We start from the raw sequence: 13,896 nt of genomic DNA, 5'->3' as shown, positions 1-13,896 counted from the left end.
GGCCTTCCCGGCCCGGAAGAAGATCCCTGATCTGCTCCCACTGACTGTCACTCAGAGCATACCGGCGCATCCATATATCCCCCCTGAAAACAGGGAGAAAACATCATGCATTGGACAAAAGTACAAGGCCCAGACCAGCAGGCGCTAACTGACTACACGCCCTAGTCATGGGAAACAGCGAAGAACCGGCTTTTCTCATGATGCAAGCATGATCAGGTGCCCGTCGTACCCTGGCGGGCAGGAGCGAAAAAATACTTGCGCGTTGCAGTCTGGCATCGGCATCCTCATCTCATGCGTATGACATGCGCATAAGGAGTCGGATTATGCCCAGCCGCACCAACCTCGGCGTTTCATATGACCGGAGCGCGCCCCGCCGCCCGGTCAACCTGTCGCTCAACACCGATCTGTTGGCGCAGATCCGGGAAGTGACGCCGAATCTTTCGGCCACGGTCGAGACCCTGCTGGGCGACTACCTGCAATCCGCGCGCCAGCGACGCGAGGACGAACAGCGCAAGCTCGACGGCGTGATCGACGCGGTGAACGATCTGCACGCGCGGCACGGCTTCCTAAGCGACGAATTCTCGACGCTCTGATCCGATGCCGCAATTCGCGATCTACCGGAACCCCGGCCGGAACCGGGACATCCCGTTCGTCGTCCAGATCCAGAGCACCCGCCTGGAGCGCAGCGTGGGCCGTGTCATCATGCCGCTTGTCAGATGGTCCGGCAGTGCCCCGCCGGACCATCCGCTGACGCCGCACCTCGAAATCGAGGGAGAGAACGTCTTCGCCAACCCGTTCGACCTGGCGACCGTCCCCGCCGCGCGGCTTGGAGCCGCCGTCGGCGTTCTGGCCGAACGCGATCAGGACACGATTATCAGGGCGCTGGACGAACTGGTCAGCAGAGCGTGAAGAACACGGAGTTTTCGCTGCCGCCTCATAGCAGCTATAAAAAATTTCGAATTTATACCCATCAAGAATACATGAAAGAAAATCAAATGATGTTTTTAGTTTTCAGAAAAAATATAATATAAATTTAGCTAAGAATAGGAAGAGACTATTTTTTCAAGATTAAGAATGCACAGATGCCAACAACCGAATACCCTCCCCTTTCGAATTGGCAAGACTTTGAGAGTCTAGCCGCTGATCTTTTCACTGCGATTTACGGGCGATCGTTTCATAAATGGGGACGGAGTGGCCAGCGCCAGAAGGGACTAGATGTCTTCGGTAAAGATAAATTGGGGCAAGCAATTGCTGTCCAATGTAAATTACATGGATATGGCAAAAAAATTACAAACAAAGATATTGATACCACGCTTGAAAAGCTCAAAAAATTTGAACATCAACTTGATGAAATCTATATTTTGACTACGGCACACGATGATGTTGGCATCCAGAATTATATTCAGCATATCAACACTGATAGACGATGTGGCAAGCTTTGTGTGGTTCATATTTGGGGATGGGAAACAATTTCTCAGAAGATCGCATTATATCCGACGATACAAAGAAAATATTATTCTCATTGGATTAAAAAGACATCCATGTGTAGCTGGATAATTATTTCAATATCTATAATAATCGCCGTTATTTTTGCTACCCATACGGTTCATTCAGACTGGATTAAACAAGATAAATTCGCTAACCAAAAACAGGAAAGAGGAGATAACCTTCGAAATATTACTAAGTCCATATCAAAATTACAGAAAATCTATGAACAATGCTTGATGTCTCTAGATGCTACTCCATTTTCTTTCAGCCGAACTATTACTCGTCACTGCGTAGAACCAGCGCGTGACCAGATGGAAATTATTCACGCAGAGATTACAAATCTTACGCCACAGGCTTCTCTGGAAGCATGGGGTGACGTACATAATATGGAAATAGTGATGGATGACGACATACGACAAGGTGCACTTGCTGCCCAAATGACGGTTTTCTTCGAAGATGAATTTATACGCGACATGAAACTCAGGTGTCATCCAAAATCATTAGATGACGGGCTTAAAAAATCACTTCGAGAATCAGTAGAAAATACAGCAAAAATACAGCTTAATTACTACTTTATACTTCGTGATTTTATACTTCCACGCCTTGATTCCGCTGAAGCAATCATTCTTGCGCATGCACGGGAAAATAACAGCCAACCAATTCCTTCTGATCTCGCCGATCGAGCAAAAAAATTTGGAGAACTTTTTGATCAACAACGTCACGACCAGATTCCGCCATATACCTATCCGCTTATAATTGAAGCCACCAAAAAAATGAGCGCACGTACCATTCATATTGGTCAGAGCGAAGTTGATGCCGAGTTAGAAGATTTGCGGATAAATAGCGTTCTATTAGAGGCCACTCAAAAATCGTTTCAAGGTCGACCTAAGGATATAGAAGATTTAATCGCCTGTGGAGTAATGAAACCAAACGCAATGAACCTCGTGAAAGGCGGCTGAATCAATAAATATACGCCTCGCAATAAAATACTCTCTTTACCTTATTGTTCTGTTTTCCCTAAAAATAATTCAAAAGCCAATTTCGGTGCACCTGCTTTTCCCGGTCACAATCCAAGCCCCCGTTTCCGCGCAAAAGACCAGTCGATCCCCCCATCACCGCGCATGATGCCCGACACTTCCCGCCCTCGCTGCTTTTCCAGCGACGGCGACCACGGCACCAATTCAAAGCCCAGCCCGTCGTCGATCATGGCGAACCGACCGGACGCCAGATTGAAACGCTGGCGATAGGAGCCAGTGACGGGATCACCCTCGCCGCTCTGCCGGAACGGTATCCCCGACTTCCCGGTGAGGTTCCGTCCTACCATCTCCAATTCACGCTGGCGTAGCGCGGCGAGCAGATTCCGCGCGTATCGAATACTCCCGCCGTCGCGGCTGGCCAGCCCCTGTTCCATCAGACGATCCGTGCGCTTTTCCATCGCCTCTTTGACATCGGCGCCGAACCCGGTGGACGCGAGGGCAAGAGGCTCCCGCGCGATGGCCTGCCGGTCGAGCCAGGTGGCACCCTCCGCCGTCACCTGCCGCTCCAGCGTGACGTCCGAGCGCACGGCCAGCGCGACACGGTCCCGCCCCCGTTTGTCGGTAAAACGCCGCAGTTCGACGATGGAGCCGACCGCTCCGTCACCAGCGGCTTCAAGGTCCGGCAGACGGACATGATGCGTGCGCCCATCAATTCCGTCGACGACGGCATAAGCCGTGCCACGCAGTTCGTCATCGAGGCCACGATCGACCAGTCGTCCAATGACAGGATCGGTGGTGTCCTCACCCGCCAGCACCCAGGAGGACGCGGCACGATCGATCTTCTGCTCCGCCAGACCTCGGTGGATCCGCTTGATAATGTCATTGCGCTCGCTGATCTCCCGCAGCGTGGCTTCCGCACTCTCGTCCATCCGCCAGCGATCCGGTCCGACCTGATGCGCCAGCCCCATGGTTTCCAGACGGCGCAGGCGACCAAGCTTCACGGTGGCGAAGGCGTCTGGCGTTTCTCCCGGCGCGCGCCCGAGAGCGATGACGCCATCCTGCCCCGCGTCTCTCTGAAGCTGCCGGTCAAGCTGGGTCCAGCGGTCGGCGTTCACCTGACGCTCGACCGCCTTGTGAATATCATGATCGGTGCGTGGCCCGAGTTCCAGCGTCACCAGATTCTGAGCACGGGCGCGCATTCCCACGCGGATATAATCGCGTGCGATCACCAGATCGGACCCATCCTCCGCCACCCCCCGGACGATGACATGCAGATGGGGATGTGCTGTGTTCCAGTGATCGACGGCAACCCAGCCCAGTTTCGTGCCGAGATCGGCTTCCATCTGCCCCATCAGATCCCGTGCGAAAGCCCGCAGATCCGACATCTCCGGCGCGTCCTCCGGGGAGACGATGAAACGGAAATGATGCCGATCGCCATCGCAGCGTTCCGAGAAGTCCGAGGCCCGTATGTCGTCGCTGTCCCTGCCGAACAGGCGCGCGTCCTCCCCGTCCCGCGTTACCCCCTCCCGACGAAGATAGCGAAGATGCGCCGACAGAGGCGTCGCGCGCGGGGCATGCCGCACGACGCGTGCCTTGATGACGACACCCCGCGAGCGGTTGGTCAACAGGCGATTGGCGGCATGGACGGCTGCCCTGCCGCGCCCGAAACTGGAACGACGCCCGGCACTGATTTTCCCCGCGCGGGAAACCCTGCCACCGGCCCGCTGCACGGACGCCAGCACCTGCGTCACGAAAGGCCGCGCCTGCCGGGCGTGGGTGGAGCGGATGCGCCCTGGCCGGACCCGGAAGTCCTCGTCCCTGTTCATGAAAAATGTCCCGCACCGCGCGAAAGATCGCGTTGGATCAATGAGATGCCCCCTCGACGCGAGGTGAGGGAAATCCACGCACCTCGCGAGAAGATTTCAAAAACCCCGGAAAACCACCAGCCCAACCGAGCCGCGATGTGCGGCCTTTTATCCAGCCCTCCCTTTTCTGTTGGCTTTCCGGGGTTCTCACGCTTCACTGGACCTGATCCGATCCTCGCAGCGGGACCATGTCGGACCTCTCCCCGGCATGCCCCGCGAAGAGGCTCTCGGGAGCAGCAACATGACGTGAAGTGGTGGTCCGAAATGCATCGGGCTGGCCTGAAACGAAGAGCGCGGCCGTCACCCAGGAGCGAGTTGGAAAGGACAAAAAGGAAACGGGCAGATGAATGTCAGACGATGGGTTTTTCATCAGTCGTGTGACGAATTCCACGTAGGAAATCGTCTTACCTGGCAGAGGCCGACCGGTCGCCAGATACTCGTCATACCGACCGGGGCCAGCGTTATAGGCAGCAAGAAAACCCGCATCGCCATAGCGGTCGTGCAGCCATCGCAGATAGGCTGCCCCGGCCGCGATGTTGTCGCGCGGATCGAAGGGATCAGCCCCCAGATTGAGCGTGCGCCGGACATCCCGCCAGGTGCTGGGCATGAGTTGCATCAGACCCATCGCGCCGACGCCGGAGACCGCATATGGATCGCCAGCACTTTCAGCCCGAAGGACCGCCCGCACCCACGTCGCCGGGATCGCGTTCCATTCCGCCGCCTGCCGCACAAGGTCATCGAAATCCTGCGCCCGAACAATGGCCGGCGAGAGTGCCAGCGCGAGCACGGCCAGCATGCGGCCGGGCAGGAAAAACCGGGTATTCATTCCCGGCCTCCCTGACGTTTTGTGGAGCGATTCCAGACCAGTTGCCATTCACGTCCACCGCGCCCCGCCTGGAACAGCGTAGCGCGGACAGGCTGCATGAAAGTGGGATCGTCCAGGACAACGGATACGTATTCGCTGGCGCGCTCTCCGGTCCGTTTCCATCCCGCGCCCAGTTCTGGCCCAGCGTCTCCATCACCGAGATGGACGCGATAATCGGGTGCATGCTCGGCGCCATTAGTTTCCGCCGGCACGAAGGTCAGTTCGGCGTCCAGTGACAGGGTGCGCACACGCCCGGCAAAACCATCGGCGGTGCGCGTGAAAAATCCGATCTGGCTCATGAGAAAAATCCTTGCGGAAGTATAAGAATTTGACGACGACGTGACCGTCATTGGATGGGGGGCTCGCTCTCTTTTGCGGGCATCATTGGCGGTCCCAGAAGCGGCCGCTCCCGCACCGGATCGCGCAGATCCGTGAGGGGATCGAAATGCGGAGACGGTTGCTCCGCCTCACCCGTGCGAATGTGAACCGGCACGGCACGCCCGATGACGGTATCCATCGACAGAACGCCGAAATACCGCCCGTCCAGACTGGTTGGCACAGCGGCGTTCATGACGAACACCTGCCCCGGTTCGAGACGTTGGCAGCCCTGCCAGAGCGGCAGCTTGCGGCCCCGATGATCGACGGTCTTCGCGTCACCAACAGGTTTGCCGTCGATGGTGAGGTGGACGCCGATGCGACAGACACTCTGCCCTACCAGTGCTGCCACAGGCTTGAGCAACGGCACGCCGAACGACAGGTAGCCGCGTGTCGCCAGCAGCGTCGCCTCGCGCTCGGGCAAGCGGAGCGCGACAATGTCGCCGACACGGACCGGCACGGTGGGCTGGAGGCGATACAGCCCGATCGGCACGCTGGCCGTCTCGTTCCAGACCCAGCGCGGGGCGGGATGAAACGCCAGCGAGGCACCCACGCCGAGCACAGCGAAATACGTGGTGAAGAACCAGGCGCGCCGGGTCATGACATGGCCCTCCTACGCAGCCATGCCTGGTGCCGCTCGCACGTGTAGGGACGTGGCTCCTGGGCCGCCGTGAGCCGGTGATGCAGATGCCGCCAGTGATCGGGACAGGTGGCGGCAGGATCGATCCCCAGCGCCTCCACGCCGTCGATCGCCTCCAGCACCCGACGCACCTTTGGCCAGCCGCTCTGGCGCAGCAGGCTCTCGCCACCGGGACGCACGAAGGGCACCGTCTGGCAGGCTTCCTGAGCGCCCACGGCCCGCACGATGTCGATGCAGGACACCACGGTCCCGAAATCATTGGCAGCCCAGCGGATGAACGCGAACACGCTGCCCGGCGTGAAGCTCATCAGCCTGCGCCGACGATCGAGAATGCGATCCTCGACGGGATGCCCAAACCGGATCCAGTGCTCGATGCGCTTCTCGATCCAGGTCAGTTCGACCGTGGTCAGCACAGCGTCGTCCGACCGGAAATGGAAGCCGGTCATGGAACACCGACCAGGCGATCAGTGACCGCTTCCCGAGCCTTTTTTGCGTACCCCGACCGGGCTACCGGAAGGGGGGCGGAAAAACCAAAATCCCCTACATAATAAGTTATTATATTAGTTATATAAGTTACGGGGCTGATTCCGCTTTTGAAAACAACGCACTGCGACGTTTTCTGCACCGTCAGCAACGGTATTTCCGCACCGTGACCAATGGTATGTTCCGCATCCTGACCAACGGTAGGATTCACACGGTTATCCACAGAACCGGTGGATGATACCGTTGGGGAGATACGCAGGACTGGCTGTTTTCCGCTATAAATGACCTTGCAGTCATAACCTGGGACGATCTGGCGGCGGGCAATGCCGGCGACATCGATCACGAAATTCCGCCAAGGAGAGAGGGTGCCGGACCGGGCATGAAGATCACGAAGATCGAAACGCCACCCGTCTTTCTGCCGACCGGCATGTCGGCGCGCCAGACGATAAAGCCACCGCTCCAGGCCGCCATAAAGGCGGAAATAGGCGGGATCGACGCTCAGGACATGGGAGCGATCACAGGCCATCTCCATGAACCAGTCCGGCAGGGTCAGGGCCACCCCATCCTCACGGGAAATCCGGACGTCACTGATCCAAGCGCACGGCTTCTCGCGCCACTCCGGCCCCTGCCGCAGGCTAGTGGTGACGCGCGTTTCCGCCAGACGCGCGAGGGCGCCATAAAGCCGGCGATACTGATGGGCGCCGTCAGCCCATCCCAGATCCTGGAACAGCCGCCAAGGCGTGAAGCGCACATGACGCGACACCCACAAATCGTGGTTGAGGGCATCGACAATCTGCCCGGTCAGCCAGAGCAGGATATCGGCGTCCCGGATCGTCGCCATGCCCAGAGGAGCCGAGGCTTCGACAACGATCTCCATCTGATGCGAGCGATAGCGAAGAGGCTCAAGGCGCGCCATGTGCCCCAGTGCGAAGAACGGGCGTCCCATCAGATCGCGAATGTCGCGGGGCCGTGCCGACCCCGTGACCATGAAGCGGCGGTCGGGCTGACGCCAGCTATCGGCGGCCGGCATCATCGTCCGGCACTCCGCTGCGCCTTGCGGGCCTTCGCCTGCAAGCGGATGATATAGGCGCGGGGATCGGACGGCATCGGGATGCCGCCACCATCCCCGGTGGACAGCCGGACGTTCAGGTCGGCCCAGGCGCAGAGGTCTTCCACGGCATAGACGATCCGGCCACCAAGCTGGCGGTAGAGCGGACCGGTACCGCAACTCCGGTGCTTTTCGAGGGTGCGAATGGACAGGCCAACGAAATTGGCCGCGTCCGGAGTGCGCAGATAGCGCGGTGGCAGTGTCGGCTGGACACGCATGGGGTCTTTCTCCCGGTGGATCGGGCCGCTGGCGGGATGTCGCGGCTCATGGGAGGACGCTGCCGGAGAATGAGCTGTGGGGAGGGATGACAAAGTTCAGGCCGCCCAAATGTCACCCCCCTGCTTCAGCCCCTGAAGGAGAGCGATATGGCCGCCGTTCAGATAGAAACCGGCACCGTCGAGATCGCGGTAAAAGGCGCGGTGCCATGAGCTGGCGTGCCATTCCCTGTTCGAGAGCCGGAGAATGTCGTCACCGTAAAGACCAGCGGCGATCCGCTTCGCCGTCACCCCCATGCGCCGTCCTTCCGCGATGCAGAGCATGCGGATCTGGCGCAGTTTCTGCTGGGGACTCAGGCGCAGGTTGGAGGGAAGAGGACCGGGCGTCTGGCCGGCAAGCAGGCGGCCGACGCGCGCAACGCTGGCCAGACGGGTCGTGAGATGTCCGTCGTCGATGATGAACCAGGTTCCCGGCGCATCGAGCTGTCGATCGACGACAATGACAAGGCGCAGCGGGCCTGCTGCGCTATCCAGCACGAGGTGAATGTCATCGGGACCATCATATCGTGCCCGCGCGTAGGGCGCGAGACGGGACAGGATGTCACCCCCGTCGCCACGCACGGCCACCTCCGGCGCGATGTCCGGATCCCAGAACGCGGGGGCGAGCCAAGCTGGGAGATCAGGGTCGACAGGGAAAACGCAACCCCCAGCGACGGGCGAAGGCGCGCCAGACCTCGGCGTCAACCTCTCCCATCGTCATGGTTGCTGCATGATCGCGCCGGTAGGCCGGGTTGTGCCGCAGCCATTCCTGGGCGAGACTGGCAGGGTCGAGCCCGGCGTAGGCGCGACGAAGGGGTGCTGCATCCCACGGCCGGATTGTCGGCACGCCCCCTCCCCCGATATGTCATGGATTCGACCCAGTATCCGGTGCAGGGCCGAAGCGGGTAGTCCCGAGGACTCAGGGAGGTGATCCCGAAAATATCCGGTGGGCTCGTGATTATTTCTATATCGGGGGAAGATTGACGCCAGACGGGCCGAAAACGTCGGTTTCCACGACATCACGTGATGCTCATAGCGCATCACAGGAAAAGGCGCTTGGCGTTCCGTGTATTATAATACGTAGCGTGATAATACACAAATCGTTTCTATCCTGCGGATGGACATCCGAGGACTTTTCGGCGCGAACGTGAGGCGCCTGCGACGCGCCGCCGGTCTCAGCCAGGAAGCCCTGGCAGAGCAGATGGGCGTGGACCGCGCCTATATCAGCTGGATCGAGACCGGACGCCAGAATGTGACGCTTCTCTCACTATGGCATGCGTCACAGGCACTGGGCGTGCGGCCCGCCGCGCTGCTGGACGAAAGCCACGCTGTCGCTACAGAAGCGGCACCGGCCGACGGAAAGTCATAACCGGCCTGGCGATGAAAAAAGCCCCTCCGGCGAACCGGAGGGGCCTGGGGTGGTCAGTCCCCGTTGCGCGGGCGCTGACGGCTCCAGACCAGGTTGTAGCCGCCACCTTCCTCTTCGAACAGGCTGGCGAAGATCGGACCGGGAAGGGTCGGATCGTCCAGCTTCACGCTGAGATATTCGCGCCAGTCGGTAGTATGCTTGATCCAGGCGGCCCCGGCTTCCAGTTTTCCGATCTGGACCCGGAAATTGGGAACATTGTCGCTGGCCCGGTTGGTTTCGGGCACGAAGCGGATACCCCGGATTTTCTGTGTCAGGGTGACGATCTCGCCTTCATACCCCTCGCCGACCTTCTTGAATGAACCGATGATCATTGTCCTGTCTCCTGGCTTGTATCGGGCCGTGACCACCGTCGCCTCGATGGCCATCGTCAGCCCGGAGACGACCGGCGGCGCACCTGCTCGCAGGCCAAAGCAACGCGGAGGACGGCGGCACGGAACTTTCTTGCTCCGCGCGGAATGACGGCGCAGCCAGCAGGGGAAGAAAGTTGCGGGACGCCGTTGCGCCATAGCAGGGCGAGGCGAAGCCGGTCTTCGGGCAGATCGGCCATATCGAGAGGCCATGGTGTGCGGCACCGTCAGCCTTATGTGGGGACAGGGCAGTCCGTCGTGCTTCATGACTGGGGCGTGGGTCTGATGGGGACGTCTCCCTGCCTCGCGGGACAATCCGGGGCAGTCACCAGTCCACGTATCGAACAGCGGGCCTGTGACAGAGATCACACCCATACCGATGCTGGAAAACCATGATGGACGCGGCAGGCACATACCTCACCACATGAATGGACGTATCTCAGCGTGACGCTGGACAATCCTACCTCGCATCCACCGGTCCGTGCTCAGCCCTTTCGATGGAGGAAGTGCGTAAATGCGACACATGGAGTCAGGCGTAATCGTCCCATGTGGACTGCCCCCCGGCCCCTCCGGTGCGCCGGAGGAGCGATCTTTCAGGCGGGCTGGATGGCGTATAGCCGCGTCCATGCGGCCCCACCGACGCACAGCGCCCCAAATGTCGCGAAGATATACGAGGGAATGGCACCCATATCGCCCAGACCGCTGAAACCCAGCGTCATGCCAAATCCAGCCAGCGCGGCTGGCAAAGCAAGCAGGAGCGAGACCGTAACCCGCAGGACGGGATCGTGCGAGGAGACGAGGATCGCCTGACCGAGCACCAGAACCATGATTCCGGCGGCGATACCAGCAAGGATGGCATGAGAGCCGGACATCATGGCGTGGTCATAAAATGTGGTGCAGACCATTGCCGCCACAAACAGGGGAGCGGCATAGACCGCACAGAGAAACAGCAGCCAGCACAGGAAACCGATACCGGCGACGCCAAGGACAATTCCGAGACCGAGCAGCATGGATCGCATCCTTTCCGTGGAATGGAATATCTCACACATGCCGGGACGGTTCCGATATATCCAGGGAATAGAAGCCAGTTTCCCGACATCGTTTTCACGATCGGGACAACGCGCGGAGCGCGCCAGACAATCCTGACCGAGGCGCCCCTGTCGGTGCCTTCCGCTCGCGCCGGGAACGCGGCGCGTTGACTTGGCAGCGTTGGGATTGGATCAAAGGGCACCGGTCCAGCACCCTGTTTCACTGAACCTTGCGAGCCGGCGTGCCGGCGAGCGCCGCACGCGCGGGCAGCGTGTCCCCACCGCCGGTCCCGAAGGACCGGCGCAATTTTCTGGTCGCCCGGTCAGCGTGTAGAAAGAAAGGGGCGGCTTACGCCGCCGCCCTCCCTGCCCCGTGCCAAGCCAGCCGACGGGTCGCCGTGGCCGCGTGCTCCGGGTCCAGTTCCATGCCCAGCCAGTCGCGTCCAAGATGCTGCGCCGCCACCAGCGACGAACCCGAACCCGCGAACGGGTCCAGCACTAGGCCACTCACCGGGCAGAAGGCTTCCACCAGGGGAAGCAAGGCCGCCACCGGCTTTTGCGTCGGGTGCAGTATTGCCCGAATAGGGCATATCGAGCACGTCGGGGATAGGTTTTGCCGGGGGCGTTACATTCCCCTTGGCCAGAAGATAGGCGCTTTCGTGTTCATACCGGAGAAACCGGGAAGAGGACGAATAGGACTTGCGAAAGACGATATGCCCGACCATGCGGAACCCCGCCGCCTTCCAGGCATCGGCGAATAAATCTATCCGGTTCCAGCCATAGAACGAAACGGCGAACCCGCCCCATTTCAGAACACGGTGCATCTGGTTGAAGGCAGGACGGAGCCAGCGTGCATTGTCGTCGTTGCGAACCTTCCGCCCATCCCTGCCCTGATAGTTCACCAGGTAGGGCGGGTCTGTCAGGATGAAATCCACCGCATTACGGGGCAGTGCCCGCATAAGCTGCACGCTGTCGCCATTAAGGATCGTGTTGCGGAAATCGGTCGCCGTGTTGGTGTTGCCGGTCATGGTCTTTGCCCTTTGTTCCGCGAGGAACAGCCCCCGCTGTTTCTCTGCCTCGCGGCGAGCAGCGGGGTAGCAACGGCAAGGGCGACCGGTGGGGAGGGGTATCTCCTGATCTGCACGAAGCGTAGCGCAGGAAGATCGGGGACACCCCATCGGGCGGCGTCAGCTCACTGACGCGAACCCTTGCCGGCACGAGGGCAGCGCCATTAGCTTTTTTCTGTTGTGAATCAGTCGTCCGGTCACAATCGGAATTGTCGGACAGGCTTCCCTGCTTCACTGTGCTGACATTGGAATCATCACCAGACCATTGGACTCGCCATGAGGACATCCGACCTGATCGATCAGATTGCCCAGTCGACCGACCGCTCCAGGACCGAGGTCAGGGAGGTTCTGGATGCCCTGCTGGATGGCATTCTTGCCGCCGCGAAGAAGGGCGAGGACGTGACACTGACCGGCTTCGGAAAATTCTCCGTCCGCCAGTTCGCCGCCCGCCAGGGCCGTAATCCGGCGACCGGCGAGAGCATCGAAATCCCAGCGTCGCGTAAGCTGGCCTTCTCGGCCGGAAAGGGCGCGAAAGACGCGCTGGCGCTGCCGAAGATCCCCACGAAAAAAACTGCTGCAAAAACCCCAGTAGCCAAGAAGATGGCAGTGAAGGCAGCTACACCAAAGACGGCTGGCCGCAAGCGGGCGTGACAAAGCCCACACATCTCGTCCTGACCGGATAGACGTGTCATAATACAGGCCCTGCACAGATCAGGGTGTGGGATCCGATGAAGAAGATTGGTTTTCTCTCGTTTGGACACTGGACGCCGTCGCCGCAATCGCAGGCACGTTCGGCGATCGACGTCCTGCTGCAATCCATCGACCTCGCCGTGGCGGCCGAGGAACTGGGCGCGGACGGGGCCTATTTCCGCGTTCATCACTTCGCACGGCAGCTTGCCTCGCCCTTCCCGCTGCTCGCGGCCGTGGGAGCGAAGACCAGCCGCATCGAGATCGGCACCGCCGTGATCGACATGCGGTATGAAAACCCGTTCTACATGGTCGAGGATGCAAGTTCGGCCGATCTGATCGCTGGCGGACGGCTACAACTGGGCATCAGTCGTGGATCCCCCGAGCAGGTGATCGATGGGTGGCGGCATTTCGGCTACCAGCCGGCCGAGGGACGGACAGACGCCGATATGGGGCGACAGCACGCCGAGGTGTTTCTCGAACTGCTTAAGGGAGAAGGGTTCGCCCGTCCCAGTCCACGCCCAATGTTTCCCAACCCGCCGGGCCTGCTACGGCTGGAGCCGTTCTCCGAAGGACTGCGGGAGCGGATCTGGTGGGGTTCAGGCTCGGATGCAACCGCCATCTGGGCCGCGAAGATGGGGATGAACCTTCAAAGCTCGACGCTGAAGGACGACGAGACCGGCGAGCCGTTTCATGTCCAGCAGGCCCGGCAGATCCGGGCTTATCGCGCGGCATGGAAGGACGCTGGGCATGCCCACCCCCCGCGTGTCTCGGTCAGCCGCAGCATCTTCGCGCTGGTGAATGATATGGATCGCGCGTATTTCGGCGGCCAGGAGGACGCCGACCATGTCGGTATGCTCGATGCAACGACGCGCGCAATCTTTGGGCGCAGCTACGCCGCCGAGCCGGACGTGCTGATTGAGCAGCTTCGTAGGGATGAAGCGATCGCCGAGTCCGACACGCTCCTGTTGACCGTGCCGAACCAGCTTGGCGTTACGTATAACGTCCATGTCATCGAGGCGATCCTTACCTACGTTGCTCCCGCGCTGGGCTGGCGCTGAACGCGAAAGACTTCCTACATGGAAGGAAAATCCAATCACAGTCAGTCACGGCACCCTTGGCCGGGAAGACGGACAGTCTGGCTCCCAAACGCGTCCAGACAGCATAGTCATTTAATTATGCTGTCTGATCCACCCAATGATTACCTTTTAAAAGTTCAGCTTTTCTGACTACATTTCCATCTAAAAAGTGATAGGAGGTTATGGTATCCAGCGTTTGATACA

The 13,896-nt window shown here is 59.8% G+C and carries 18 protein-coding genes and 1 pseudogene; 6 read left to right on the top strand and 13 right to left on the bottom strand.

Annotation, left to right across the window (positions count from 1 at the left end; genetic code table 11):
• Nucleotides 1-323: 323 nt before the first annotated feature.
• From GOB81_RS12825 to GOB81_RS12815, 3 genes are all read left to right on the top strand, one after another.
• Nucleotides 324-593: a type II toxin-antitoxin system CcdA family antitoxin gene (locus GOB81_RS12825; RefSeq protein ID WP_173570814.1), complete on the top strand. Its 270-nt coding sequence runs from the start codon at nucleotides 324-326 to the stop codon at nucleotides 591-593.
• Between the two features lie 4 nt (nucleotides 594-597).
• Nucleotides 598-909: a CcdB family protein gene (locus tag GOB81_RS12820; RefSeq protein WP_173570813.1), complete on the top strand. Its 312-nt coding sequence runs from the start codon at nucleotides 598-600 to the stop codon at nucleotides 907-909.
• A 173-nt stretch (nucleotides 910-1,082) separates the two neighbouring features.
• Nucleotides 1,083-2,447: a restriction endonuclease gene (locus GOB81_RS12815; RefSeq protein WP_173570812.1), complete on the top strand. Its 1,365-nt coding sequence runs from the start codon at nucleotides 1,083-1,085 to the stop codon at nucleotides 2,445-2,447.
• Between the two features lie 104 nt (nucleotides 2,448-2,551).
• On the opposite strand, the gene GOB81_RS12810 is transcribed toward GOB81_RS12815, so the two are convergent.
• The 9 genes from GOB81_RS12810 to GOB81_RS12770 form a co-directional block, all read right to left on the bottom strand.
• The gene (locus GOB81_RS12810) at nucleotides 2,552-4,291 is read right to left on the bottom strand and encodes a relaxase/mobilization nuclease domain-containing protein (RefSeq protein ID WP_173570811.1); all 1,740 of its coding nucleotides are present in this window, start codon (nucleotides 4,289-4,291) and stop codon (nucleotides 2,552-2,554) included.
• Nucleotides 4,292-4,484: 193 nt separating this feature from the next.
• Nucleotides 4,485-5,156, bottom strand: coding sequence for a lytic transglycosylase domain-containing protein (locus tag GOB81_RS12805; protein ID WP_173570810.1), 672 nt, complete (start codon nucleotides 5,154-5,156; stop codon nucleotides 4,485-4,487).
• Nucleotides 5,153-5,494, bottom strand: a complete 342-nt coding sequence (locus tag GOB81_RS12800) for a DUF736 domain-containing protein (protein WP_173570809.1) — start codon at nucleotides 5,492-5,494, stop codon at nucleotides 5,153-5,155. The genes GOB81_RS12805 and GOB81_RS12800 overlap by 4 nt, the downstream gene beginning before the upstream one ends.
• 47 nt (nucleotides 5,495-5,541) lie before the next feature.
• The gene (locus GOB81_RS12795) at nucleotides 5,542-6,171 is read right to left on the bottom strand and encodes a S26 family signal peptidase (protein WP_173570808.1); all 630 of its coding nucleotides are present in this window, start codon (nucleotides 6,169-6,171) and stop codon (nucleotides 5,542-5,544) included.
• Nucleotides 6,168-6,656: a DUF2840 domain-containing protein gene (locus GOB81_RS12790; protein ID WP_173570807.1), complete on the bottom strand. Its 489-nt coding sequence runs from the start codon at nucleotides 6,654-6,656 to the stop codon at nucleotides 6,168-6,170. Before GOB81_RS12790 ends, GOB81_RS12795 begins: the two co-directional genes overlap by 4 nt.
• Nucleotides 6,653-7,726 carry a replication initiator protein A gene (locus GOB81_RS12785; RefSeq protein WP_173570806.1) on the bottom strand — a complete coding sequence of 358 codons (1,074 nt, stop codon included), beginning with the start codon at nucleotides 7,724-7,726 and terminating at the stop codon, nucleotides 6,653-6,655. The genes GOB81_RS12790 and GOB81_RS12785 overlap by 4 nt, the downstream gene beginning before the upstream one ends.
• Nucleotides 7,723-8,019 carry a helix-turn-helix transcriptional regulator gene (locus GOB81_RS12780; RefSeq protein ID WP_012553482.1) on the bottom strand — a complete coding sequence of 99 codons (297 nt, stop codon included), beginning with the start codon at nucleotides 8,017-8,019 and terminating at the stop codon, nucleotides 7,723-7,725. Before GOB81_RS12780 ends, GOB81_RS12785 begins: the two co-directional genes overlap by 4 nt.
• A gap of 96 nt (nucleotides 8,020-8,115) precedes the next feature.
• Nucleotides 8,116-8,637, bottom strand: a complete 522-nt coding sequence (locus GOB81_RS12775; RefSeq protein WP_338421363.1) for a DNA -binding domain-containing protein — start codon at nucleotides 8,635-8,637, stop codon at nucleotides 8,116-8,118.
• Nucleotides 8,638-8,695: 58 nt separating this feature from the next.
• Nucleotides 8,696-8,902: a transcriptional regulator domain-containing protein gene (locus GOB81_RS12770; protein ID WP_173570804.1), complete on the bottom strand. Its 207-nt coding sequence runs from the start codon at nucleotides 8,900-8,902 to the stop codon at nucleotides 8,696-8,698.
• Nucleotides 8,903-9,172: 270 nt separating this feature from the next.
• Here GOB81_RS12770 and GOB81_RS12765 point away from each other — a divergent pair, with 270 nt between their 5' ends.
• Nucleotides 9,173-9,424 carry a helix-turn-helix domain-containing protein gene (locus GOB81_RS12765; protein ID WP_042062866.1) on the top strand — a complete coding sequence of 84 codons (252 nt, stop codon included), beginning with the start codon at nucleotides 9,173-9,175 and terminating at the stop codon, nucleotides 9,422-9,424.
• A gap of 53 nt (nucleotides 9,425-9,477) precedes the next feature.
• Here GOB81_RS12765 and GOB81_RS12760 read toward each other — a convergent pair whose 3' ends face one another.
• The 4 genes and pseudogenes from GOB81_RS12760 to GOB81_RS17970 form a co-directional block, all read right to left on the bottom strand.
• A complete protein-coding gene (locus tag GOB81_RS12760) occupies nucleotides 9,478-9,795 on the bottom strand; it encodes a DUF736 domain-containing protein (protein ID WP_173570827.1) in 318 nt (105 codons plus the stop codon).
• A 56-nt stretch (nucleotides 9,796-9,851) separates the two neighbouring features.
• A complete protein-coding gene (locus tag GOB81_RS12755; protein WP_242010257.1) occupies nucleotides 9,852-10,031 on the bottom strand; it encodes a hypothetical protein in 180 nt (59 codons plus the stop codon).
• 393 nt (nucleotides 10,032-10,424) lie between these two features.
• Nucleotides 10,425-10,841 (bottom strand): hypothetical protein, encoded by a 417-nt coding sequence (locus tag GOB81_RS12750; RefSeq protein WP_173570803.1) that lies wholly within the window; start codon nucleotides 10,839-10,841, stop codon nucleotides 10,425-10,427.
• A gap of 367 nt (nucleotides 10,842-11,208) precedes the next feature.
• Nucleotides 11,209-11,887: pseudogene (locus GOB81_RS17970) on the bottom strand (DNA methyltransferase).
• A 315-nt stretch (nucleotides 11,888-12,202) separates the two neighbouring features.
• Between GOB81_RS17970 and GOB81_RS12740 the strand changes: the two are divergent.
• Together GOB81_RS12740 and GOB81_RS12735 are read left to right on the top strand one after the other, a co-directional pair.
• The gene (locus GOB81_RS12740) at nucleotides 12,203-12,577 is read left to right on the top strand and encodes an HU family DNA-binding protein (RefSeq protein WP_173570802.1); all 375 of its coding nucleotides are present in this window, start codon (nucleotides 12,203-12,205) and stop codon (nucleotides 12,575-12,577) included.
• Between the two features lie 77 nt (nucleotides 12,578-12,654).
• Entirely contained in the window at nucleotides 12,655-13,674 is a 1,020-nt protein-coding gene (locus tag GOB81_RS12735) for an LLM class flavin-dependent oxidoreductase (RefSeq protein ID WP_173570801.1), read from the top strand.
• Nucleotides 13,675-13,896: the final 222 nt, after the last annotated feature.

It is taken from the genome of Acetobacter conturbans (assembly GCF_011516755.1).
GTDB lineage: Bacteria > Pseudomonadota > Alphaproteobacteria > Acetobacterales > Acetobacteraceae > Acetobacter > Acetobacter conturbans.
Note: the sequence above shows the minus strand (reverse complement) of the source record. Positions and strands in the feature narration are given on the sequence as shown.

What these genes read in the sequence shown, in the direction of transcription:
- GOB81_RS12825 (WP_173570814.1), top strand. Translation starts at nt 324, where the DNA reads ATGCCCAGCCGCACCAACCTCGGCGTTTCATATGACCGGAGCGCGCCC.
- GOB81_RS12820 (WP_173570813.1), top strand. Translation starts at nt 598, where the DNA reads ATGCCGCAATTCGCGATCTACCGGAACCCCGGCCGGAACCGGGACATC.
- GOB81_RS12815 (WP_173570812.1), top strand. Translation starts at nt 1,083, where the DNA reads ATGCCAACAACCGAATACCCTCCCCTTTCGAATTGGCAAGACTTTGAG.
- GOB81_RS12810 (WP_173570811.1), bottom strand. Translation starts at nt 4,291, where the DNA reads ATGAACAGGGACGAGGACTTCCGGGTCCGGCCAGGGCGCATCCGCTCC.
- GOB81_RS12805 (WP_173570810.1), bottom strand. Translation starts at nt 5,156, where the DNA reads ATGAATACCCGGTTTTTCCTGCCCGGCCGCATGCTGGCCGTGCTCGCG.
- GOB81_RS12800 (WP_173570809.1), bottom strand. Translation starts at nt 5,494, where the DNA reads ATGAGCCAGATCGGATTTTTCACGCGCACCGCCGATGGTTTTGCCGGG.
- GOB81_RS12795 (WP_173570808.1), bottom strand. Translation starts at nt 6,171, where the DNA reads ATGACCCGGCGCGCCTGGTTCTTCACCACGTATTTCGCTGTGCTCGGC.
- GOB81_RS12790 (WP_173570807.1), bottom strand. Translation starts at nt 6,656, where the DNA reads ATGACCGGCTTCCATTTCCGGTCGGACGACGCTGTGCTGACCACGGTC.
- GOB81_RS12785 (WP_173570806.1), bottom strand. Translation starts at nt 7,726, where the DNA reads ATGATGCCGGCCGCCGATAGCTGGCGTCAGCCCGACCGCCGCTTCATG.
- GOB81_RS12780 (WP_012553482.1), bottom strand. Translation starts at nt 8,019, where the DNA reads ATGCGTGTCCAGCCGACACTGCCACCGCGCTATCTGCGCACTCCGGAC.
- GOB81_RS12765 (WP_042062866.1), top strand. Translation starts at nt 9,173, where the DNA reads ATGGACATCCGAGGACTTTTCGGCGCGAACGTGAGGCGCCTGCGACGC.
- GOB81_RS12760 (WP_173570827.1), bottom strand. Translation starts at nt 9,795, where the DNA reads ATGATCATCGGTTCATTCAAGAAGGTCGGCGAGGGGTATGAAGGCGAG.
- GOB81_RS12755 (WP_242010257.1), bottom strand. Translation starts at nt 10,031, where the DNA reads ATGGCCGATCTGCCCGAAGACCGGCTTCGCCTCGCCCTGCTATGGCGC.
- GOB81_RS12750 (WP_173570803.1), bottom strand. Translation starts at nt 10,841, where the DNA reads ATGCTGCTCGGTCTCGGAATTGTCCTTGGCGTCGCCGGTATCGGTTTC.
- GOB81_RS12740 (WP_173570802.1), top strand. Translation starts at nt 12,203, where the DNA reads ATGAGGACATCCGACCTGATCGATCAGATTGCCCAGTCGACCGACCGC.
- GOB81_RS12735 (WP_173570801.1), top strand. Translation starts at nt 12,655, where the DNA reads ATGAAGAAGATTGGTTTTCTCTCGTTTGGACACTGGACGCCGTCGCCG.